Origin of the sequence: Ketobacter sp. GenoA1, from assembly GCF_003671475.1 — a bacterium.
Classification (GTDB): domain Bacteria; phylum Pseudomonadota; class Gammaproteobacteria; order Pseudomonadales; family Ketobacteraceae; genus Ketobacter.
Genome location: NZ_RCHM01000009.1, coordinates 415009 through 437790 on the forward strand (window position 1 = coordinate 415009; position 22782 = coordinate 437790).

Annotated in this window: 20 protein-coding genes; 12 read left to right on the plus strand and 8 right to left on the minus strand. The window is 53.1% G+C overall.

Annotation, left to right across the window (positions count from 1 at the left end; translation table 11 throughout):
- Positions 1-11: 11 nt before the first annotated feature.
- The 4 genes from D9N13_RS03305 (at position 12) to lpxC (ending at position 4265) form a co-directional block, all read left to right on the plus strand.
- Complete coding sequence (locus D9N13_RS03305) at positions 12-689, plus strand: cell division protein FtsQ/DivIB (RefSeq protein WP_290585787.1); 678 nt, start codon at positions 12-14, stop codon at positions 687-689.
- 79 nt (positions 690-768) lie between these two features.
- Positions 769-1983, plus strand: coding sequence for a cell division protein FtsA (ftsA, locus tag D9N13_RS03310; protein WP_411268127.1), 1215 nt, complete (start codon positions 769-771; stop codon positions 1981-1983).
- Positions 1984-2055: 72 nt separating this feature from the next.
- Positions 2056-3225: a cell division protein FtsZ gene (gene ftsZ, locus D9N13_RS03315; protein WP_290585789.1), complete on the plus strand. Its 1170-nt coding sequence runs from the start codon at positions 2056-2058 to the stop codon at positions 3223-3225.
- 125 nt (positions 3226-3350) lie between these two features.
- Positions 3351-4265, plus strand: a complete 915-nt coding sequence (gene lpxC / locus D9N13_RS03320; protein ID WP_290585792.1) for a UDP-3-O-acyl-N-acetylglucosamine deacetylase — start codon at positions 3351-3353, stop codon at positions 4263-4265.
- Between the two features lie 93 nt (positions 4266-4358).
- On the opposite strand, the gene D9N13_RS03325 is transcribed toward lpxC, so the two are convergent.
- Complete coding sequence (locus tag D9N13_RS03325) at positions 4359-4781, minus strand: DUF721 domain-containing protein (RefSeq protein WP_290585794.1); 423 nt, start codon at positions 4779-4781, stop codon at positions 4359-4361.
- A 146-nt stretch (positions 4782-4927) separates the two neighbouring features.
- On the opposite strand from D9N13_RS03325, the gene D9N13_RS03330 reads away from it, so the two are divergent.
- From D9N13_RS03330 to D9N13_RS03345, 4 genes are all read left to right on the plus strand, one after another.
- Positions 4928-5854, plus strand: coding sequence for a M23 family metallopeptidase (locus tag D9N13_RS03330; RefSeq protein WP_290585796.1), 927 nt, complete (start codon positions 4928-4930; stop codon positions 5852-5854).
- Positions 5855-6094: 240 nt separating this feature from the next.
- Positions 6095-8821 (plus strand): preprotein translocase subunit SecA, encoded by a 2727-nt coding sequence (secA, locus tag D9N13_RS03335; protein WP_290585799.1) that lies wholly within the window; start codon positions 6095-6097, stop codon positions 8819-8821.
- Between the two features lie 93 nt (positions 8822-8914).
- Positions 8915-10147 carry a bifunctional glutamate N-acetyltransferase/amino-acid acetyltransferase ArgJ gene (gene argJ / locus D9N13_RS03340; protein ID WP_290585801.1) on the plus strand — a complete coding sequence of 411 codons (1233 nt, stop codon included), beginning with the start codon at positions 8915-8917 and terminating at the stop codon, positions 10145-10147.
- 3 nt (positions 10148-10150) lie between these two features.
- Positions 10151-11110: a Nudix family hydrolase gene (locus D9N13_RS03345; protein WP_290585803.1), complete on the plus strand. Its 960-nt coding sequence runs from the start codon at positions 10151-10153 to the stop codon at positions 11108-11110.
- Positions 11111-11144: 34 nt separating this feature from the next.
- On the opposite strand, the gene yacG is transcribed toward D9N13_RS03345, so the two are convergent.
- The 5 genes from yacG to pilB form a co-directional block, all read right to left on the minus strand.
- Positions 11145-11333 carry a DNA gyrase inhibitor YacG gene (gene yacG / locus D9N13_RS03350; RefSeq protein WP_290585806.1) on the minus strand — a complete coding sequence of 63 codons (189 nt, stop codon included), beginning with the start codon at positions 11331-11333 and terminating at the stop codon, positions 11145-11147.
- Entirely contained in the window at positions 11330-11929 is a 600-nt protein-coding gene (gene coaE / locus D9N13_RS03355; RefSeq protein WP_290585809.1) for a dephospho-CoA kinase, read from the minus strand. The genes yacG and coaE overlap by 4 nt, the downstream gene beginning before the upstream one ends.
- Before the next feature lie 72 nt (positions 11930-12001).
- Positions 12002-12910 carry a prepilin peptidase gene (locus D9N13_RS03360; protein ID WP_290585811.1) on the minus strand — a complete coding sequence of 303 codons (909 nt, stop codon included), beginning with the start codon at positions 12908-12910 and terminating at the stop codon, positions 12002-12004.
- 17 nt (positions 12911-12927) lie between these two features.
- Positions 12928-14184, minus strand: coding sequence for a type II secretion system F family protein (locus D9N13_RS03365; RefSeq protein WP_290585814.1), 1257 nt, complete (start codon positions 14182-14184; stop codon positions 12928-12930).
- 2 nt (positions 14185-14186) lie between these two features.
- On the minus strand, positions 14187-15884 hold the full coding sequence (gene pilB, locus D9N13_RS03370; protein ID WP_290585817.1) for a type IV-A pilus assembly ATPase PilB: 1698 nt from the start codon (positions 15882-15884) through the stop codon (positions 14187-14189).
- A gap of 366 nt (positions 15885-16250) precedes the next feature.
- Between pilB and D9N13_RS03375 the strand changes: the two genes are divergently transcribed.
- Together D9N13_RS03375 and D9N13_RS03380 are read left to right on the plus strand one after the other, a co-directional pair.
- A complete protein-coding gene (locus D9N13_RS03375; RefSeq protein WP_290585820.1) occupies positions 16251-16691 on the plus strand; it encodes a pilin in 441 nt (146 codons plus the stop codon).
- A gap of 120 nt (positions 16692-16811) precedes the next feature.
- Complete coding sequence (locus D9N13_RS03380; RefSeq protein WP_411268128.1) at positions 16812-17240, plus strand: pilin; 429 nt, start codon at positions 16812-16814, stop codon at positions 17238-17240.
- 4 nt (positions 17241-17244) lie between these two features.
- Here D9N13_RS03380 and nadC read toward each other — a convergent pair whose 3' ends face one another.
- Both nadC and D9N13_RS03390 read right to left on the minus strand, forming a co-directional pair.
- Positions 17245-18081: a carboxylating nicotinate-nucleotide diphosphorylase gene (gene nadC, locus D9N13_RS03385; RefSeq protein WP_290585825.1), complete on the minus strand. Its 837-nt coding sequence runs from the start codon at positions 18079-18081 to the stop codon at positions 17245-17247.
- A gap of 7 nt (positions 18082-18088) precedes the next feature.
- The gene (locus tag D9N13_RS03390) at positions 18089-19426 is read right to left on the minus strand and encodes an alanine/glycine:cation symporter family protein (protein WP_290585827.1); all 1338 of its coding nucleotides are present in this window, start codon (positions 19424-19426) and stop codon (positions 18089-18091) included.
- Positions 19427-19769: 343 nt separating this feature from the next.
- On the opposite strand from D9N13_RS03390, the gene D9N13_RS03395 reads away from it, so the two are divergent.
- Both D9N13_RS03395 and ampD read left to right on the plus strand, forming a co-directional pair.
- A complete protein-coding gene (locus D9N13_RS03395) occupies positions 19770-22127 on the plus strand; it encodes a DUF1631 domain-containing protein (protein WP_290585830.1) in 2358 nt (785 codons plus the stop codon).
- A 92-nt stretch (positions 22128-22219) separates the two neighbouring features.
- Positions 22220-22774 (plus strand): 1,6-anhydro-N-acetylmuramyl-L-alanine amidase AmpD, encoded by a 555-nt coding sequence (gene ampD / locus D9N13_RS03400; RefSeq protein WP_411268129.1) that lies wholly within the window; start codon positions 22220-22222, stop codon positions 22772-22774.
- Positions 22775-22782 lie beyond the last annotated feature (8 nt).

Consider the following 22782-nt stretch of genomic DNA (forward strand, 5'->3'; position numbering starts at 1 on the left):
TTGTGTTGCTAATGGTAGCGGCCCTGATGTTATCCGGCCGACTGGTGCTGCAGCGTTGGTTTGCGCAATACCCCATTCAGAAAATTACGGTAATGGGGGATCTCAAGTATGTGGATCGGTCGGTTTTGGAAGCGGCGTTGGCACCCTATATGGTGGAAAACTTTTTTACAGTTGATCTGAAAAAAGTGAAACAAACAACGGAGTCGTTGACCTGGATCGATTACGCTGACGCCAAAAAAGAATGGCCCAATACGCTGATCGTTTACCTGCAGGAACGTGTGCCGGTGGCTAATTGGCAAAAAAATGAATTTTTAAGTGTAAAAGGTGAAATATTTTCTGCAGAACACGTGCAGCCTGATGTAAATTTGCCTACTTTTATAGGCAAGCCAGATCAAGCTGCGGTTATTGCACAACGTTTTAGTAAAATGCAGGAAATTTTGCGCGAAGTTGGTCTTTCAGTTAACAGTCTTGAATTGGAAGATCGAATTTCCTGGAAGGCGCAACTCGACAACGGATTGATGTTGGTGGTTGATGATAAGCACAGTGTGGAAAAACTGAAACGGTTTACCCGGCTGTACTCGATGTTCACCGAGCAACAAAAACAACAACTGTTCAAAGTCGACTTGCGATACGAAAATGGACTGGCAATCAAGTGGAAGAATGATGATGGTGACACAGACGCTGCGTAACATGTTTGGCCTGGGAGATTCCCATCCCGTAAGTACACAGGAAAAGTCCAGTGGGGTAGTGAGAAGTATGGGTAGCCGAATGATTGTAGGGCTGGACATTGGGACCACCAAGGTGGTTGCGATAGTCGGCCAGCTGAAAGGCGATGGCTTTATCGAGGTGATCGGTATTGGGTCCTGTCCCTCCCGTGGGCTGAAAAAAGGAGTTGTGGTGGATATCGAGTCCACGGTTCAGTCCATTCAGCGGGCGGTTGAGGAAGCCGAACTCATGGCCGGGTGCCAGATCCACTCTGTATACGTTGGTATTGCCGGAAGTCATATTCGTAGCCTGAACAGTCATGGGATTGTCGCGGTGCGGGATCGGGAGGTCACCCGGGCTGATCTGGAGAGGGTAATTGATGCCGCCCAGGCGGTTCCTATTCCAGCCGATCAGAAAGTTCTGCACATTTTGCCCCAAGAATACATTATCGACTCCCAGGAAGGCATCAAAGAGCCTATGGGGATGTCGGGTGTGCGACTGGAGTCAAAAGTGCATCTGGTCACCTGTGCAGTAAATGCCTCACAGAATATTGAGCGCTGTGTACGCCGCTGTGGCCTGGAAGTGGAGGACATAATTCTGGAGCAACTGGCATCAGCTTATGCAGTGCTGACCGACGATGAGAAAGAGCTGGGGGTTTGTATGGTGGATATTGGTGGTGGTACCACCGATATTGCCGTGTTCACTGAAGGTTCCATTCGTCATACCGCAGTGATTCCCATCGCAGGTGATCAGGTAACCAATGACATCGCCATGGCGTTGCGTACCCCCACTGAGCATGCCAATGACATCAAAGTTAAGTATGCCTGCTGCCTCACTCAATTGGCCGGGCCGGATGAAACCATCAAGGTAGCCAGCGTCGGAGATCGTCCGCCCCGGGAGTTGTCGCGCCAGGCATTGGCTGAGGTGGTGGAGCCGCGCTATGACGAACTGTTCTCGCTGGTGCAGGCTGAGTTGCGCCGCTCGGGCTACGAAGATCTGATCGCCGCCGGCATCGTCTTGACTGGTGGCTCCTCAAAAATGGAAGGCGCGGTGGAGTTGGCCGAAGAAATCTTTCATATGCCGGTGCGATTGGCATCACCACAGACCGTCACCGGTTTGACGGAAATGGTGAAGAACCCCATTTATGCCACTGGCGTAGGCTTGCTCAAGTACGGCCAGAAGCAGGTTGCGTCCGGCGCCGCGACACAAAACCTTCCTGCCACTGAGCAGGTTGGCTTTATGGACAAAATGAAGACCTGGATCAAAGGCAACTTTTGATTGTCACAACAACAAAATTGAAAAGTTCTCAACACGAGAAACCATAGCTGAAGGAAAGGAAGGGAGATAAATATGTTTGAACTAGTTGATAACGTTCCTCAGAACGCAGTCATCAAAGTAGTAGGCGTTGGTGGCGGTGGCGGTAATGCCGTCGAGCACATGCTGTCCAATCAAGTGGATGGCGTAGAGTTTATCTGCGCCAACACGGATGCCCAGGCGCTGAAAAACATGAATGCCAAAACCCTGTTGCAGCTGGGTGGTGCGGTGACCAAAGGTTTGGGTGCCGGTGCCAATCCCAATGTGGGTCGTGACGCGGCGCTGGAAGATCGTGAGCGCATCCGTGAAGTGCTGGAAGGCGCTGATATGGTATTCATTACGGCAGGCATGGGCGGCGGTACCGGTACAGGCGGCGCTCCGATCGTTGCCGAGATCGCTAAAGAAATGGGTATTCTGACTGTTGCAGTGGTCACCAAACCATTTCCTTTTGAAGGCCGCAAGCGCATGCAGGTTGCGATGGAAGGGATGAAGGAGCTGACTGAAAATGTGGACTCTCTGATCACCATTCCCAATGAAAAGCTGTTGGCGGTACTGGGGCCTAAAACCAGCCTGCTGGATGCATTCAAGGCAGCCAACGATGTACTGCTGGGTGCGGTACAGGGTATTGCTGACCTGATCATTCGCCCCGGTATGATTAACGTGGACTTTGCCGACGTGCGTACCGTGATGTCCGAGATGGGTATGGCCATGATGGGAACCGGATTTTCCGCCGGTGAGAACCGTGCCCGCGAAGCGGCGGAAAAAGCCATCCGTAGCCCGTTGCTGGAAGATGTGAATCTGCAGGGCGCCCGCGGTATTCTGGTGAACATCACTGCCGGTGAGAGCCTGTCTCTGGGCGAATTCTCTGAAGTGGGCGATACGGTGGAAGAGTTTGCGTCTGAAAATGCCACCGTGGTGGTTGGTACGGTGATTGATCCATCCATGGGTGAAGATCTGCGGGTAACGGTGGTTGCCACCGGGCTGGGCGCAGTGGGCGAACAAGTGTCCCCTGTACGGGCTGTTGAAGGTGTGACTAAACGGTCTCCTGTTGAGGCTGTCTCAGACTATAAGCAGTTCGACAAACCGGCAGTGGATCGCATTCGCCGTGAACCTGTTACGGAAAGCCGCCGTCGTCCGGTAATGGAATCAGATGTGAATCGTGAATATCTGGATATACCGACGTTTTTGAGACGCCAGGCGGATTAAATAGGTTAAAAGGTGCACAATTGTTTGCTAAATATTTGGTTATCTTGACAGTTACTGCTAATATTGCGGCAGACTAAGATTTCGTGCCTTTTGAGCTTTTAACTCTTTGATTTGTGTGGAGCAACATGATTAGACAACGCACATTGAAAAATACAATTCGTGCGACCGGTATCGGTCTGCATACAGGTGACAAGGTCTATTTGACCCTGAGACCCGCTCCGGTGAATACCGGGATTGTATTCTGCCGCACAGACCTGGACCCGGTGGTGACCGTGCGCGCTGATGCGCTGAACGTCGGTGACACCACCCTGTCCACTACGTTGGAGAACGGTGATGTCCGTGTATCCACAGTAGAGCATTTGTTATCTGCTTTGGCTGGTCTGGGTATCGACAATGCGTATGTGGATCTGAGCGCACCTGAAGTGCCGATTATGGATGGCAGCGCGGGGCCTTTTGTATTCCTGCTGCAGTCTGCAGGCATTGAAGAGCAGAATGCGCTGAAGCAGTTCATCCGCATCAAGCGCAAGGTGCAAGTCAAGGATGGAGACAAAACGGCCACCTTCCTGCCGTTTAATGGCTTCAAAGTGGGCTTCACCATCGATTTTGATCACCCTGTGATCAAAAATCGCAGTCAGCATATCGCTCTGGATTTCTCCAGTACTTCCTTCGTACGGGAAGTAAGTCGAGCCAGAACCTTCGGCTTTATGCGCGATATCGAATATCTGCGTGAGCGTAATCTGGCCTTGGGTGGCAGCGTTGAAAATGCCATCGTGGTGGATGATTACCGTATTCTCAACGAAGACGGCTTGCGTTACGACGATGAGTTTGTTCGACACAAGGTACTGGATGCCATTGGCGACCTGTACCAGCTTGGCAAGAGCCTGATCGGTGAATTTCAAGGTTACAAATCCGGTCATGCATTGAACAACATGCTGTTGCGAGAGCTGTTAGTGCAGGAGGATGCCTGGGAAATCGTCACCTTTGATGATGAGAAAGTGGCACCCATCTCTTATGCAAGACCTGTTTTGGCAATGGATTAAGCCAAAGCTGATTAGTTAAAAACTTCCTTCCGTCCATGCAACCTGGCTTTCGGGCAGGGTTGCATGGAAATTCCCCTGTTTTCTGCCATAGTTTTAGTTGCCCCGGTTTTTCAGTGTATCGGCCAGGTTCCGCATGGAGTCGGCCAGCTGATGGTCCGCTATCGTGTCAGCGGTTTGTCGTATCAGTAAGCAGTTTTGCCGGGAAACGGTGGGCAGAGACCGTTTGTAATGTCGGTCCAATTGCGCTGGAGCCGCAGCGATGCGAATGTTGATGCTCTGCAATGCCCTGAATTTGCTTGATTTTTTTAGTTTGGAAAAGATTTGTGGTTGCATGAATCTAAGTTGCGTCGCGGCTGCACCGGTTCTGGTTTCCAGGTGCAAGGCACCGTTGCGATAGCTGGCCACTTTACAGAACTGAGCCAGCTTGCTGGGCAACGAAGTTGCCAAAATGTGATTCAGTTCAGCAACCTGCAAGGAATTTTCGGTGAGAGACTTCACTTCTTTGTTGCAAAGCATGAGATCTCTTATATTTTTTATGGTACCGTCCTGCGCCATTGGTAGAAATTGCTCAATTCTCTGGGTGGATTTCAACAATCGGGTGTAACTGTCCCTGATTGGATTCTGAACTAAAATGGCGGCTAGCTCTAGAGTAGTAATTAGTAATGAACATTATTCTTCTTGATCCCAAAACTGGCCAATCGCGAACACTGAAGCTGCGAACCCCTCTGTTGGTGGTTACGTTGGTTCTGGGCCTGGGCCTGTCAGCAGTACTGGGGTTGGGGGCCGGTGTGTATCTGTCTGGAACCAAGGCCAGCGAGCCCGGGGATCTGGCCGCCTTTCTGCAGAGTGATATCGCCAGTAACGCCGAACGAATAGAGCAGGCGCGAAAACAGGCAGAAGATCAATTAATCGCCATGACCGTCAGAATGGCGGAATTGCAGGCGCGCCTGATGCGGCTGGATGCCTTGGGTGAGCGTTTGGTGGAAGTGGCCAAGCTGAATGGCGGAGAATTTGAGTTTTCACGCATCCCCGCCGTCGGTGGCCCGGAAGAAGGTGAATTGCAGGTGGAGGTGGATCGGCCCAGCTTTCTTGCCGACCTTGACCAGTTAGCCGCCGATATTGAGGCACGTGAGCAGCAGTTGGAAGTGCTCGAAAGCCTGCTGGCCAATCGTAAACTGCAGAAGGAAGTCTCCATTGCCGGGCGCCCGGTGACCTGGGGCTGGCTGTCCTCGCGCTTTGGTCGGCGTACGGACCCGTTTACCGGGCGCCCGGCCTGGCATGCGGGGGTTGATTTTGCCGGCAAGGAAGGTTCGGACATCGTATCGGTGGGTTCCGGAGTGGTAACCTGGGCCGGAGAGCGTTATGGCTACGGGCTGATGGTGGAAATTAATCATGGTGGTGGTATCACCACGCGCTATGGTCACGCCAAAGAGATCCTGGTCTCTGTGGGCGATATCGTCAAGCAGAGTCAAACCCTGGCCCGTATGGGAAGTACCGGACGCTCCACGGGCCCCCATGTGCATTTTGAAGTTCGTAAAAATGGTAAGGCGGTTGACCCTGCCCGCTATGTCTACCGCAAACGCAGCTGATTGATCAATCGGCGCGTTTGATCGTCAAGTTAGCGCATCATCAGGGTGCGCCAAGCATTATTCCCGCGCGTAAATGCTTTATCCTACTGGGAAAATAACGTTAGAATTGGCCCTTTAATTTTATTCCTGTTGGCATTTGGGAGAGTCGACGCTGTTTCAGTCTCTAATGCACTGCCGAGATTATTAAATGGCTCACATGTCAGCCGGTCAGGAAAGCCTCAGTAATAGAAGTGAAAACCTATGTTAGGACCACTGTTTCGCAAGATTTTAGGCAGCAAGAACGATCGCGAACTCAAGAGAATGGGCAAGTTGGTTGCGCAGATCAATGCTCTGGAAGAAGAGATCCAGGCGTTGTCCGACGAGGAACTGAAAGCCAAAACCCCTGCGTTCCAATCCCGTCTTGAGCAGGGCGAAGCTCTGGATACCATTTTGCCGGAAGCGTTTGCGGTGGCTCGCGAAGCCAGTAAGCGGGTTATGGGCATGCGTCACTTCGATTGTCAGTTGATCGGTGGTATTACCCTGCACGAAGGTAAAATCGCCGAAATGCGCACCGGTGAAGGTAAAACCCTGACTGCTACCCTGGCGGTCTACCTGAATGCGCTCTCCCGGGAGGGAGTGCATGTGGTGACGGTGAACGATTATCTGGCGGAGCGGGATGCAGACTGGATGCGGCCCCTGTATGAATTCCTGGGTATGAGTGTTGGCGTTATTCTGTCGCAACAGGATCCGGCCACCAAACGCGCTGCCTACGCCTGCGATATTACCTACGGCACCAACAACGAGTTCGGTTTTGACTATCTGCGTGACAATATGGCCTTCACCCTGGAAGACCGGGTGCAGAGGCCGTTGAATTTTGCCGTTGTGGATGAGGTGGACTCGATCCTGATCGATGAGGCGCGTACACCCCTGATCATTTCCGGCCCCAGTGAAGACAGTTCCGAACTGTATAAAAAGATTAACGTTCTGATTCCCAAACTCGAACGAGGTTATGAGGAAGGGGAGATCAGCGAGGAAGCCAAAACCTATCACTACACCATTGATGAGAAAAACCGGCAGGTCGAACTGACGGAAGAAGGGCACCAGTACGTTGAAGAGTTGCTCACCGAATTCAAGTTGCTCCACGAAGGCGATAGCCTGTACGCCGCCAACAATCTGAACCTGCTTCATCACGTGCATGCTGCGCTGAAAGCCCATTGCCTGTTCCAGCGTGACGTTGACTATATTGTCCAGAATAACCAGATTGTGATAGTGGATGAGCATACCGGCCGTACGATGGCTGGCCGCCGCTGGTCGGATGGGATTCATCAGGCCATTGAGGCTAAGGAAGGTGTGCGCATCCAGAATGAGAACCAGACCCTGGCGTCCACCACCTTCCAGAACTATTTTCGCATTTACTCCAAACTGTCTGGCATGACCGGTACCGCAGATACGGAAGCCTTCGAATTCCGCCAAATTTATGGCCTGGATGTGGTGGTGATTCCCACCAACAAACCGATGGTGCGTGATGACATGAATGATCTGATCTTCATGTCAGCGGAAGAGAAATTCGAGGCCATCATTGAAGACATTCAGGAAGCAATCAAGGCCGAGCGTCCGGTGTTGGTGGGCACAGCGTCTATCGAAACTTCTGAATACCTGTCGGCCCTGCTGAAAAAACAAAAAGTGCCGCATAAGGTATTGAACGCCAAGTTTCACGCCCAGGAAGCGGACATCATCGCTCAGGCCGGCCAGCCTGGCGCCTTGACCATTGCCACCAACATGGCCGGTCGGGGCACCGATATCGTCTTGGGTGGCAGTTGGCAGGCGCAGGTGGATGCGCTGGAAAACCCCACCCCGGAGCAGATCGAAAAGCTGAAAACGGAGTGGCAGGCACGCAACCAGGCCGTGAAGGACGCTGGTGGCTTGCACATCATCGGCACCGAGCGCCATGAATCCCGCCGTATCGATAATCAATTGCGTGGTCGTGCCGGCCGTCAGGGTGATCCGGGTTCCACCCGTTTCTTCCTGTCACTGGAAGACGGACTGATGCGAATATTTGCCTCCGACCGTGTTAAAGGTTTGATGCAGACCCTGGGTATGGAACGGGGCGAAGCCATTGAGCATCGCTGGGTGACCAAATCCATTGAAAATGCCCAGAAGAAAGTGGAAGGGCGCAACTTCGATATCCGCAAATCTTTGTTGGAATACGATGATGTGGCCAATGACCAGCGCCGTGTTGTGTATGAACAACGTAATGATATTCTGCACGCCGAGGATCTGTCGGAGAACATCAAAGCCATTCGGGTTGATGTGGTGAACGACTTTATCAGTGGCTACATTCCTCCCCAGAGCATGGTGGAGCAGTGGGATGTGGACGGTTTGGAGCATGCTATTGAAACCGATTTCCGCATCAAGATGCCCATTCAACAGTGGTTGGACGACGATAAATCCCTGCATGAAGAAACCCTGAGAGAAAAGATTATCGGTGTTCTGGAAGAGGCCTATGCCACCAAGGAAGCCAACCTGGGTGACGAAGCTCATGTGATGCGCCAGTTGGAGAAGCATGTGATGCTGGCCACGCTGGATCGGCTCTGGAAAGAGCATCTGGCTAATATGGATCATTTGCGGCAGGGCATTCATCTGCGGGGCTATGCGCAGAAGAATCCCAAGCAAGAGTATAAGCGGGAAGCCTTTGAGCTGTTCCAGACCTTCCTCGAGAACGTGAAACTGGAAGTGGTTCGCGTATTGACCACAGTTGAACTGCGTCGTCAGGAAGAGGTGGAAGAGCTGGAGCGGCAGCGTCGTGCCGCGGCAGAGCGGGAGCTGACCTTACAACATGCCGATGCCTCTGCTACCGCGGAAAACGAGCAGCCGGATCAGCAGGGCAATACCCCCTTCCAGCGGCAGGAACGCAAAGTGGGGCGTAACGAGCCCTGCCCCTGCGGTTCCGGGAAAAAATACAAACACTGCCATGGGCAGGTTGAGTAACATACCGGAATCCAAACAAGGGGCTGTTAAGGCCCCTTTTTCGTGGGGCCGGTCAGTGCAATAGTGTCAGCACAATATCAAGAGGAATAGACAATGGCGGTAGGAAAAGAAACCTTTGGTGTCATGCATCCGGTGAAAGGATTTCGCCTGGGTACGACTCAGGCACGGGTAAGGTATTCTGATCGTCGCGACCTGGTGGTGATGGAGGCGGCGGCAGGAAGCACTATTGCCGGAACCTTTACCCGCAATGCATTCTGTGCTGCACCGGTGACTCTATGCAAAAACAATCTGGCCAAACTGGCGGGGCGCTCCAATGAGACATTGTACCTGGTTACCAACACCGGCTGCGCCAATGCCGGAACAGGTCAGCAGGGGATGCAGAATGCTGTTGCGGTTTGTCAGTCATTGGCACAGCAGGCCGGCGTTTCTGAGATCAGCGTGTTTCCCTTCTCCACTGGCGTGATTGGTGAGCCGTTGCCGGTGGCAAGGATCATTGCCGGTCTGCCTGCCTGCCTCTCGGCATTGAGTGAAGATGGCTGGAGTGATGCGGCTCACGGCATTATGACGACCGATACCCGGCCCAAAGGGGTCTCCGTGCAACTGCAGTTCGGCGCTGATACCGTGACGCTGTCCGGTCTGTCCAAGGGTGCCGGTATGATCAAACCCAACATGGCCACCATGTTGGCGTATGTGGCAACGGATGCCCTGGTAGAGCCTGAGCTGTTGCAGCAGCTTGCGGCAGAGGCGACCCAGGCATCCTTCAACTCCATTACGGTGGATAGCGATACCTCCACCAACGATTGCTGTATGTTGGTGGCCACCGGCAAGTCCGGTGTTCGTGTTTCAGAACAGGATCCGGAGGGTTTATCGCGCTTCAAAACGGCACTGATGGCAGTTTATCTGCAGTTGGCCCATGCCATTGTGCGGGATGGGGAAGGGGCCACCAAGTTTGTTGCGGTAGACGTGGCGGAGGCGGCCTCTCTGGAGGAAGCGCGGGAGGTTGCTTATACGATTGCGCATTCTCCCCTGGTGAAAACGGCTTTGTTCGCCAGTGATCCCAACTGGGGACGCATTTTGGCGGCGGTGGGGCGGGCACCCATCCCTGAGCTGGATGTGAATCAGGTGTCGGTGGCCCTGAACGATGTGTTGATCGCCGAACACGGTGCGGTTGCCGCCAGTTATACCGAGCAGGCCGGGGTAGCGGAAATGCAGAAGGAAGAGATTACCATTGCCGTGAAGCTGGGGCGTGGTGACGCAAAAGCCGTTATCTGGACTACGGACTTTTCCTACGATTATGTGAAAATCAATGCCGACTACCGTTCCTGAGCAATGAAGCGCGTCCATGTTGTTGCTGCCGTGATCGAACGGGATGGGGACATCCTTATCGCCCGCCGTCACGATCACGTGCATCAGGGGGGCAAATGGGAGTTTCCAGGGGGCAAGGTGGAGCCCCAGGAACCGGTGCAGACGGCGCTGTGCCGGGAGCTGGAAGAGGAGTTGGGTATTCAGGCGAAATGCTTCGAGCCTTTGATTACGGTTGCCCATGATTATGTGGACAAGCAGGTGCTGCTGGACGTTTGGCGGGTGACTGAATTTGACGGGCAGGCGATCGGCGCCGAGGGGCAGGAAATCCGCTGGACCAGTCCTCATTCACTCAGTGAATTTGAGTTTCCGGATGCCAATGTTCCCATTGTGAGTGCAGCACAGCTGCCACGGCACTATGTGATTACGCCATCGCTTGATGATTCGGTGGCGGCATTCTGCGGTGGTTTCAGGCGGGCTCTGGAGGCGGGGTACCGCCTGTTCCAATTGCGTATCAAAGAAGCGCTCTCAGCACAGGACACGGCGCAGCTGGTATCCGCAATCAGTGCCATGAAGCAGGAACACGACGCCTGGGTGTTGGTGAACAGCGATATGAGTGATGCGGTGCAATCTCAATTGGATGGGGTGCATCTCACCTCAGGGCAGTTGCATCGCATCACTTCACGGCCATCACAGCACAGATGGGTGGCGGCTTCCTGTCATAGTTTGTCGGATATTCAGCAGGCGGAAAAACTGGGGCTGGATTTTGTTACGCTTTCGCCCTTTAAACCTACCGCCAGCCATCCCCACGCACAGCCCCTACCGTTGACACTATTTTCCCAATGGGTAAGCGCTGCAAAGCTGCCCGTGTACGGCTTGGGAGGAGTGGCGCCGGCTGATCTCGGGCAACTGGTTGCGCTGGGGGCCCAGGGTGGTGCCGGGATCTCCGGTTATTGGCCTGGAAGTAAAGGGAGTGAAGCTCAATAGACGGGCTGAATTTCGGTTTTCCCAATCTTAGAGTTCAGTGCAAGGGCTTATCCTGTGGTTCGTCGTCGCCGATGGACCAGTCCGCTTCGCCGGCAATGTAACGCTCGCCGCTGGCCCATTCCCCCAGATCGATCAATTTGCAGCGCTCGCAGCAAAAAGGACGGTACGGGTTGTTGGTGGAATACTCGATTTCCTTGTCGCAGGTGGGGCACTTTACTTTCATACATCCCTCGCCAGTTGCAGATACGTTTGGTGGAGCCTGTCCACTTCGCTGTGTAGATGATTCAGATCCTGATCGTTGCAAATCACATCGTCCGCCTTCGACAGGCGCTCCGCCCGTGACATCTGGGCAGCGATGATGGCTTTCACTCCCGCTTCCGTGGTTTTATCCCGGGCCACAGTACGGGCGATTTGCATCTCTACCGGTACATCAATCACCAGTATCCGGCTCGCCATCTGATGTTGACTGCTTTCCAGAAGCAGGGGGGAGGCCAGGATGGTGTAAGGAGAGGTGCTGGCCTGGATCTGAGCGACAATCTCCTGGCCGATCAGCGGGTGGGTAAGCTGTTCCAGCCATTGGCGCTGGGCGGGGTCAGTAAACACAATCTCCCGCAAGGCACGGCGATCCAGGCTGCCGTCGGCGGCGATGAGGTGGGGGCCAAAATGTTCGGCGATGGCCTGCAGGGCCGGGCGCCCTGGTTCCACGATCACCCTGGATGCCAGGTCCGCATCCACCACGGTAATACCGTGCTCCTGGAAGCGATCCGTTGCAGCGGTTTTTCCGCTGCCGATACCACCGGTTACCCCAATTACCAACATAGACCACCTCATATTCGAAGTGGCCTATTGTTACGATAGAGCAGGGGGATGTAAAGGGTGAGTCTGGAGCGGTTAGCGCAGGAAGTTCTGGTAATTGACGAGAATTCTCTCACCCCAGAAGAAGGCGATCCAGCCGGCGGCGGCCAGATATGGGCCGAACGGGATGGGAATGTTTTTATCGCGGCCTTTGATCACTATGAGGCTGATGCCCACAGCGGCGCCGACCACTGAAGAAAGTACCAGAATCAGCAGCAGGTATTGCCAGCCCATCCAGGCTCCCAGTGCAGCCAGGAGTTTGAAATCGCCATACCCCATGCCTTCCTTGCCGGTGAGCAGTTTGAACACCCAATACAGGGACCACAGGCACAGGTAGCCCACAGCAGCGCCGATAACGGCGTCCTGTAGCGAGGCGAACATGCCATTGATGTTGAGGATCAACCCCAGCCACAGCAAGGGCAGGGTGATGTGATCAGGCAGCAGCTTGTGATCGAAGTCGATCATGGTCAGGCAAATCAGTGTCCAGGTCAGTACCAGTGCCGCAGCGGCCTCCCAACTGAAGCCGAAATGATAGGCCGCGAAGCAGGAAAGCACCGCGGTAACCAGTTCAATAATGGGATAGCGTACTGAAATGGGGTTGCTGCATTGGCTGCATTTGCCTTTCAGCGCAATGTAACTGACAACAGGGATATTTTCATACCAGCGTATCAGGTGACCACAGTGTGGACAGGTGGAATCCGGCTTGGCGATATTGAAGGGCGCTTTGGGCAGACTGTCAGGATGGGCCTCCAGCTCCGCAGGGAGTTGGCCGAACGTTTCTTTGATGAAATCCCGACAGTTCTCCAGCCACTCCAGGTGCATCATGACTGGGACACGATAAATCACCACGTTAAAGAAGCTGCCGAACATCAGCCCGAAGAAAAAAATAACCCCGGCGAAGTAGTCGGGGTTATTGGAGAGATACTGAATTATCTGGTTGGTCATTGTTGGCAAGCGTGTCCTTATACGACAGAACCCAGTTGGAAGATGGGTAGGTACATGGCGATGATCAAACCACCTACTACAACGCCCAGAAAGGCCATAATGATGGGTTCCAATAAACTTGTAAGCCCATCTACAGCGTTGTCAACTTCATCTTCATAGTAGGTGGCGACTTTTTCCAGCATGGTATCCAGGGCGCCGGATTCTTCACCGATAGCAGTCATTTGTACCGCCATGGCGGGAAATACACCGGAGGATTTCATGGAGAAGTTTAATTGGGTGCCACTGGAAACATCATCGCGAATTTTATCTACTGCATTCCGATAAACTACATTACCGGTGGCGCCGGAAACCGAGTCCAGAGCGTCCACCAGAGGTACACCCGCAGAAAAAGTGGTCGCGAGGGTCCGGGCATAACGGGCAATGGTGGCCTTGTAAATGATATCACCGGCCACCGGTAGTTTGAGCACAAAACGGTCAATTGCATCCCGGAATGCTTCCGAGCGTTTTTTGGCTTCCGTGAAAGCAATGCCGGTCAGCGCGCCGATAAGCAATACGGCCCACCACCAGGTCTGCAGCCATTCCGACATATTAATGACCATTTGGGTGAAGGCAGGTAGTTCAGCACCGAAGCTGCCGAACAGCTCCTGAAATGTGGGCACCACCTTGATCAGTAGAATCGCAGTTACGACGGCAGCCACCACTAACACGGCAATGGGGTATTTAACCGCTTTTTTGATCTTGGCTTTCAGCGCTTCGGTTTTTTCTTTGTAGATGGCGATACGATCCAGCATGGTTTCCAGTGCACCGGACTGCTCCCCCGATTCCACCAGGCTGACAAACAATGGGTCAAAATAGGCAGGGTGAGCTTGCAGAGAAGTGGCCAGATTGTTACCCCCTTCAATGTCCGATTTGATCTTGAGGAGCAGTTCGCGCATGGAGGCGTTGTCGTGGCCATCGGCGACAATTTCAAAAGATTGAACCAGGGGCACCCCGGCTTTCATCATGGTAGCCAATTGCCGGGTAAATAAGGCGATATCAAGCGGTGTAATCTTTTTCTTGCGTGCGCCTAACATTGAGGTGGCTTTTTTCTTCACCTTGTTGGCAACAATTCCCTGCTTGCGCAGTTCTGCCTTCACCAGCGTGACATTTTGGCCAGGGATTTCGCCTTTTACCTTATTGCCCTTTTTGTCCAGCCCTTCCCAACTAAACGTTTGTACCTTGGAGATGGCTGCTTTCTTGGATTGTTTTGTTTGCGCTTGTGCTGCCGTAGCCATTATTAATGCCCTGTTGTTACGCGGTTGACTTCTTCAAGGCTGGTTAAGCCATCCTTTACTTTTTTAAGGCCGCTGGTTCGAAGGTCATTGAAACCTTCCTGTCTTGCACTGTCTGCAATCTGAATTGCATTGCCTTCTTCCATTATAATGCGGGATATGGCATCGGTGACCTTAACTACTTCATAAATACCCACCCGTCCCTTGTACCCGTTCACACATTTATCACAACCTTGGGGCCCATATACGGTAAAGGTACCGACTTCTTCTTCTTTAAAACCTTCTGCGATAAGCGTGTCGTTGGGAATATCCAGTGGTTTCTTGCAGTGTTTACACAGTCTGCGCGCCAAGCGTTGGGCAATGATCAGCGAAACGGAGGTGGCGATATTGAAGGCGGGCACCCCCATATTGCGCAATCGGGTGAGGGTTTCCGGGGCACTGTTGGTGTGCAGAGTGGACAGCACCAGGTGACCGGTTTGGGCCGCTTTGATGGCGATTTCGGCGGTTTCCAGATCCCGGATCTCCCCCACCATGACTACATCCGGATCCTGGCGCAGGAAGGCCCTCAGGGCAGCCCCAAAGTTCAGCCCGACTTTATTGTTTACATTAACCTGATTCACGCCTTCCAGGTTGATTTCAGCCGGATCCTCGGCGGTGGAGATGTTCCGCTCCGGTGTATTGAGGATATTCAAGCCAGTGTACAGGGATACGGTTTTGCCCGAGCCGGTGGGCCCGGTGACCAGAATCATCCCCTGGGGTTGTTCCAGGGCTTTCATGTACAGCGTTTTTTGATCTTCCTCGTATCCCAGCATATCAATACCCAGTTTGGCACTGTCCGGATCCAGAATACGCAGTACAATTTTCTCACCGAACAGCGTGGGTAGGGTATTAACCCGGAAATCGATGGCACGGGTTTTTGATAGCTTTAACTTGATTCGGCCATCCTGCGGCACCCGGCGTTCGGAAATGTCCAATTGAGACATGACCTTCAGGCGTGCGGCCAGCTTAGTGGCCAGATTCACCGGGGGGCGTGCGGCTTCCCGTAATATGCCATCGGCCCGCAATCGAATGCGGTAAGCCTTTTCGTATGGCTCGAAATGGATGTCAGACGCACCCATTTTGATAGCATCCAGCAGGATCTTGTTGACAAAGCGCACAATAGGCGCATCGTCTGCTGCTTCAGCGCTGACATCGTTGCCTTTGTCCTCTTCTACGCCGGCTTCGATATCCAGATCATCCAGGTCCGAATCACCCAGATCGCTGAACCCGCTATCGGAGCTTTCCAGGTAGCGGTCGATGGCACTGTCCAGCTTATCCTCATCAACAATGACCGCTTCGGTGCTCATGCCGGTGTTGAACTTGATTTCGTCCAGTGCCTGCAGGTTGGTGGGGTCTGATACGGCCACGTAGAGTCGGGTGCCCCGTTTAAACAACGGCAATGCCCTGTGTTTTCGAATCAGCTTCTCTGCCACCAACTCCTTGGGGAAGGCGTCGGGGGACATGGAATCCAGCTCAATCAAGGGGGTACCGAATTCGTCCGACGCCGCCAGGGCAATGGTTCTGGCTGGTATCAGGTTGTTCTGTACCAGATAGGTCACCAGGGGAATCTTCTGCTTTTGGGCAGTGTCGGAGGCATTGCGGATGGCTTCCTCCGCGATAGCGCCTTCGTTCAACAGTTTTTTGGCCAGGCCGCTTAAATTCATAGTCAGAAAGTCAATTACCGTAAAGGTTGCGGGTCCAGATGAGATAAATGCGTTAATCAATTGTATATATTGATTCTTTTTTAATAGTAGATCAAACCCGCAGAACGCAAAGCAAAGTGAATAAATAAATCACCTGAAGGGGTGAACCAAGTGACAAATTTTGTCAGCAACTGGCGCTGCTTGTCGCAGGGCTAATCCTTGAATTATGGTTGGTCGTTTTTTGTTCGGCTAAGGTGTTGAATTGATGGGGTTTGATAAAATTCTTGATTCTGGCACGAGCTGTGCTTTTCTTAGGATTAGTTGGTTGGCACAGTGCCGATGCCAATGACAATTAACGTTGTACACAAAACGCTTGGAGAAACATCTATGAAGAAGCAAATGCAACAGGGTTTTACTCTTATTGAATTGATGATCGTGGTTGCGATCATTGGTATCTTGGCGGCCGTGGCGATTCCTCAGTATCAAAACTATATCGCTCGTTCACAGGTTACTCGTGTAATGCAGGAAACCGGTGCGATTAAAACGGCTGTTGAAGCCTGTATCAACGATGGTCGTTTGGCCTTGGGTACTGCTGCAGGCGAATGTGATATTGGTGCGACAGCGTCTAATCTGATGAACAATGGTGGCTTACCGGTTGTTTCTGACCCGCTGGTTGTGGGTACAACTATTGTCGCGACTTTTGGTCAAAATGCGGCGGCAGTTCTTCAGGCTGGCCCGGCTACCGTAACTTGGACGCGCGATAATACAGGCTCTTGGACTTGTGATTCTACTGCACCTGACAACCTGAACCCAACTGGCTGCCCATAAGTTTAAATCAGAATGGGTCTAAGTATGAAAAGGGGCGCTTAGCGCCCCTTTTTTCTGAAGATTGCGGTGAAGCGGGTGGCCAGTTTGCTCGTCAATTCCTGGAGATTTGAAATGAAATCTATGGGTCAGAAAGGTTTCACGCTCATCGAGTTGATGATCGTGGTTGCGATCATCGGAATTCTGGCTGCAGTTGCGATCCCTCTTTACCAGAACTATGTTACTCGCTCACAGGTGAGTCGAGTGATGTCTGAAACGGGTGCTATTCGATCAGTTATAGAGCACTGTATTGCCGAAGGAAAAACCACTCTTGGCCTTGGTGCCAACCAATGCGATCTTGGGGTTAGTGCATCCAATTTAATGGCGGGTGGCGTTCCGGTGGTTACTGATCCCTTGGCTGGTGTAATAAGTATTGTGGCAACGTTTGGCAATAATGCATCGCCGGTTTTAAGTGGCGTGCCCTCATTGTTGACCTGGACTCGCGAAGTTGATGGTTCTTGGAGCTGTTCAACCGATGCTCCTGCTAATGCGCGACCGGCTGCCTGTCAGTAAGGTGTTATTTAACCCGCATCGACAAATCCACCGCTCTACAATGTTTGGTTAACCCACCAATTGAAATATAATCAACACCCGTCTCAGCTATCGCTCTTAGCGTGTCATCAGTCACGCCCCCCGATGCTTCCAGCTTGGCACGTCCGTCGGTCAACTGCACAGCCTTCGCCATATCTTCAATACTGAAATCATCCAGCATGATGATATCGGTTCCGGCCTCCAATGCCTGTTGTAACTCCTCAAAGGTCTCCACTTCGATTTCCACCGGTTTTCCCGGCGCCTGAAGGCGAGCGGTGGAGATCGCTTCCCGAATGCCACCGCAGGCCGCAATGTGATTCTCTTTTATCAAAAATGCGTCATACAGGCCCACCCTGTGATTATGGCAACCGCCGCAGGTTACCGCATACTTTTGCGCGGTGCGCAAGCCCGGCAGGGTTTTGCGGGTGTCCAGCAGTTTGACACCGGTGCCTTTAACCTTGTCGGCGTAATGGCGGCACACTGTTGCCGTTCCTGACAGGGTCTGCAGAAAATTCAGTGCACAGCGTTCACCGGTGAGCAGGCTGCGTGCATTGCCCTCCAGTTCGAACAACACCTGATCAGGATGTACCTGATCGCCATCCTGTACCTGCCAGGTAATCTTCACCTCCGGGTCAATCTGGCGAAACACTTCATCCACCCACTCTGTGCCGCAAATCACCGCCTGCTCCCGGGTAATGATCCTGGCTTGGGCGGTATTGGCAGCGGGAATCAGGGCGGCGGTAATGTCGCCGTCCCGTACATCTTCCTCAATGGCGAAGGCTACAGTGCGCTTCAGGTCTTGCAGTCGGTAATCGATGGTCATATTCAGGCTACTTGTTGAAATAATCTTTGGTTAACTTAAATACCAGCGGGCTCAGTACCAGCAGGGCAATCAGGTTGGGGATGGCCATCATGGCATTGAGCACGTCTGCCAACAGCCAGACAAAGTCCAGGGAGAGCATGGCGCCAGCGGGAATTGCCACAATCCAAACGATGCGAAAAGGAAGGATCATGCCGGTGCCGAACAGGTATTCCGCACAGCGTTCGCTATAGTAGCTCCAGCCCAGAATCGTAGTAAAGGCAAACAGCGCCAGGCCAATGGCCACCACATGGGCACCATAGTTGTAGCCCAGGATGTCGAAGGCCTGTTGTGTCAATTCGGCACCGCTGGCGCCCTGGGTCCAGGCACCACTGATGACAATCACCAGGCCGGTAATGGAGCAGATAATAATGGTGTCGATGAAGGTCCCCAGCATGGCAATAAAACCTTGCTGCACCGGGTTGTTGGTTTGGGCGGCGGCATGGGCGATAGGGGCGCTGCCCAGGCCGGCTTCGTTGGAAAACACGCCTCGAGCCACCCCAAAGCGAATGGCTGCCATGACGCTGGCGCCGGCGAAGCCGCCCACGGCGGCGTGACCGTTAAAGGCGCTGTCCACAATGGTGGCGATGGCATCAGGAATTTCACCGGCGTTAAGGGCAATAAACAAAATCCCGGTGGCAACGTACAGCAATGCCATGGAGGGCACTAATCGGGCCGCTACCTGGCCGATGCGCTGGATGCCACCCAGTAACACCAGCCCGGCAATGATGGCGAGAATGGCCCCGGTTACCCAATGAGGTATTGCATAGGTGGCTTCCAGAGCATCAGCCACGGAGTTGGATTGAACGGTATTGCCGATGCCAAAGCCCGCCACCAGGCCGAAGATTGCGAACAGGGTGCCGAGCCAGGCCCAGCCGCTGCCCATGCCGTTTTTGATGTAGTACATGGGCCCGCCTACATAGTGCCCTTTATTGTCACGTTCCCGAAACCTTACGGCCAATACCGCTTCACTGTATTTGGTGGCCATACCCACCAGGGCAATGCACCACATCCAGAACAAGGCACCCGGGCCACCCATGGCGATGGCGGTGGCCACCCCGGCGATATTGCCGGTACCCACGGTGGCGGACATGGCGGTCATCAGCGCATTGAATGGCGGGATGTCGCCGGATTCAGTTGAATGCCGGCCTTTGAGCAGCAGGCTGAAGGCGTAGGGAATTTTGCGCAGGGTCACCAGACGCAAGCCCACTGTCAGGATGATGCCGGTAAGCGAAAGGGCCACCAGCATAGGGGCACCCCAAAGAATGTTGCCGCTGAGCCACGAAAGAAATTCGGTTAGGGTTTGCATCGGGTACACCTGAATCGGGTTAGTTTCGGAGATCGATTTTACGCGAAACCGGGTATTTTTACGAATATCAACGGCTTACTGAGTGGTCATTTTTGCCGTCAAAAAAACGGCGACAAATGGACAAAAAACAGACAAAAATCTTTGTGATCTGAGTCCCAAATAGGTCAACACCGACAGGTGGGTTCAGAATTCGTACCTATACTGCTAGGTGAAGGTGCTGGAACCGTTCACAACCTGACAAAGTTTGTCAGTCAGCACAAGCAGGCAGGAATGACGCTCGCAACACGTGGATGTTGAGTGAATTTGTGTAATAGATGTATGCGCATAGACGAGGCTAACAGCCATGAATCAGAAGCCAGAACTTCGGTGTATCAACGGAAACGGGATGTCGGCTTCCCCCACTGGTGCTTCCACCATGCTGAACGATAAAGCTCAGCAACAGAATACCGGTTTGCCCAGCGTGCTGATGAAAGCGCGCCGTTCTGCTTTGGAGGAATTACACCAACTACTGGCTGATGTGTTCGATAAGGCTGACGATACTTTCTTTGAGTACGCAGAGAAATCCGGCAGTGAGCAGGATAAGGACGCCTACATCGAAACCATGCGTCAACTGCGTCTCAACCGCAAAGAAATCGAGCGTAGCTTCTATCAGAAGTTGAACGTACTGTTCAAGAAACTGCCGCATTCCAATGATGAAGGCGGTGTCGCATTGGAAGCGGTATCGTCCCTGGAAGGATTGTCATTGGTGGCGGATGACGACCTGGAAATGAATGTCGCCCTGGATGGCATGGTGTCCAAGGCCAAGAGCAAGTTCGCAGAGCGCATCTATCAGCTCAACACCCGAATGGAAGCGGTGTTGGTGCATGCCCATATCAAGGTGAACGAACGAAATAACCCGTTTCATCCCCAGCAGGTGTGTGAGGCCTTCAGTAGCGCCTCACAGATCGTGCAGTGTGATATTAAGAAGCGGCTGGTGCTCTATAAGCTGTTCGATAAGTTTGTAATATCCGAATATGACGTGGTGCTGGATACCGCCAATGCCGTGTTGGCCGACGCAGGGGTGCTGCCTGATCTGAAAGGCACGCCCAAATTGGCGTCCATTCGTCGCCGCTCCAAAGAGGCCACAACAGAAGATCAGAAAGCAGAGCCGCGGGAAAGTGCAGCCAAGCAGGCGGCCAATGAATTTTTTACCCAATTGCAAACTCTGCTGGCTTCCGTCAGGAATGTGCCTACAGTAACGGATATGGTCACCGGGCCGATCGGTTCGGCGGCAGAAAATGCTCGCGAGATGTCAAACGCCGAACTGTTTGATATGTTGTCCCGCCTGCAACAGGTTCAGCCTCAGGGTGAGGATGTCATTAGCGGCAACGTCAGTCTGCCGAAAGTCAATGTACGTGGTGTTGTATCCAATTTGCTGCGCCAGCGCGAAACCAAGCAGGGCCCTGAACGGGTAGGGCAGACCGACAGCGATGTGATTAATCTGGTTTCCATGCTGTTTGATTTCATTCTGGATGATGACAACTTGCCTGTACCGGTAAAGGCCTTGTTGGGCCGACTGCAGATTCCCTATCTAAAGCTTGCCATCCAGGATTACAGTTTCTTCAGCCGTGGTGGCCATCCTGCCCGCAAGTTGCTTAACGAATTGGCACGGGCGGGGATTGGCCTGAATGAGGATGCCGATCACCTGAAGAAGGACATGGTGTTCAAAAAGATTCAATCCACGGCGCAACGTATCCTGACGGAATATGAGAAAGAAGCCGTGCTGTTCGATGAGCTGCTGCACGATTTCAGCCAGTTCATGCAGACCGAAGTGCGGCGCTCACAGATGATAGAGCAGCGCACCAAAGCGGCGGAAGAAGGAAAAGCGAAAGCCCAGTTGGCCGAGAAAACCGCTCTGGAAACTGTACGCCAGCGGCTGGACGGCAAGACGGTTCCCGAAGTGGTGGTGCGCTTGCTGACCGATGGCTGGATGGGCGTATTGAAACTGGTGTTCCTGAAATACGGTCCGGAAAGCAATAACTGGCTGGGCGCAGTGAAAACCATTGATCATCTGTTGTTGAGCGTTGCTCCGACAGAGGACGATGCAGCGCGCAAAAAACTGTTCAATATCGTTCCCATTCTGTTGAAGAATTTGCGTCAGGGGCTGAATAGTGTCTCCTTTAACCCCTTTGAGATGGGGGAGATGCTGACTGAGTTGGAGCAGCTGCAGATGCAGGTGCTGCGCGGCGAAACTCCGGAGCATCTGGACAATCGCAAGGATCCGGCCAAGGATCTGGTTGCGGCTGTGACCGAAGATATGGAGCGCATGGGTGCTTCACCGGTGATTCCGGATCGAAACAAGGTTTCGCGATTGGATATCACACGCACTCCCAGCGCGATTCCGGATTCAGAACTGGCGGCATTGCCGGATGACGATCCCTATTTGCAGCAGGCCAAGAAGGTCAACGTGGGGGCCTGGATGGAGTTTCGTGGCGACAACGGCGCGAAAACCCGATCCAAGCTGGCCGCCCACATCAAGTCAGCCGACAAGATGATTTTTGTGAACCGCACCGGTGTGAAAATTGATGAGAAAACCACATTGGGTCTGGCTCATGCCCTGAAGAAGGGTGAAGTCCTTATTCTGGAAGATTCCCAGCTGTTCGATCGCGCGCTGCAGAATGTGATCGGTAATCTACGCAAAGTGAAAGAAGCGAACCTGTAGCCCCGCCCCCCCCCCTTTTTCTACACCCTTCCTGGCTGCCCTTGTGGCAGCTTTTTTTTGCCTGTAACGTTAGCGCCTCTTGTTGGAGGTTTATCACCGTGAAAATTGAACAGCACTGGCTGTCTGAGGCCAAGCATGTGCCATCTCCCAACTTCAATGAGCGGCCGGCCGGCATCGTGCCGGAACTGATTGTGGTGCACTGTATCAGCTTGCCGCCGGGGCAGTTTGGTGGCGCCTATGTGGAACAGTTCTTTCAGAATTGCCTGTGTGCCGAAGAGCATCCCTACTTTGGAGAAATCCATAACATGGAAGTGTCCTCCCATGTGTTCATACGTCGCGATGGCGAGGTGATTCAGTTTGTACCGTTTGACAAGCGGGCCTGGCACGCCGGGCAATCCTGCTATGGAGAGCGGGAAAACTGTAACGATTTCTCGATCGGAATTGAGTTGGAGGGAACCGACGACAGCCGCTACGAGGCGGTGCAATACGAGCGATTAAAACAGGTGATTGAAACGCTGGTTTCGTATTATCCAAGCCTGAAGCTCGATGCCCTGGTGGGGCACAGCGATATAGCACCGGGCCGAAAGTCGGATCCCGGCCCGTTTTTCGATTGGGAAAAGTTGCGCAAAGCGCTTGGATTGTCATGATTTGTAAA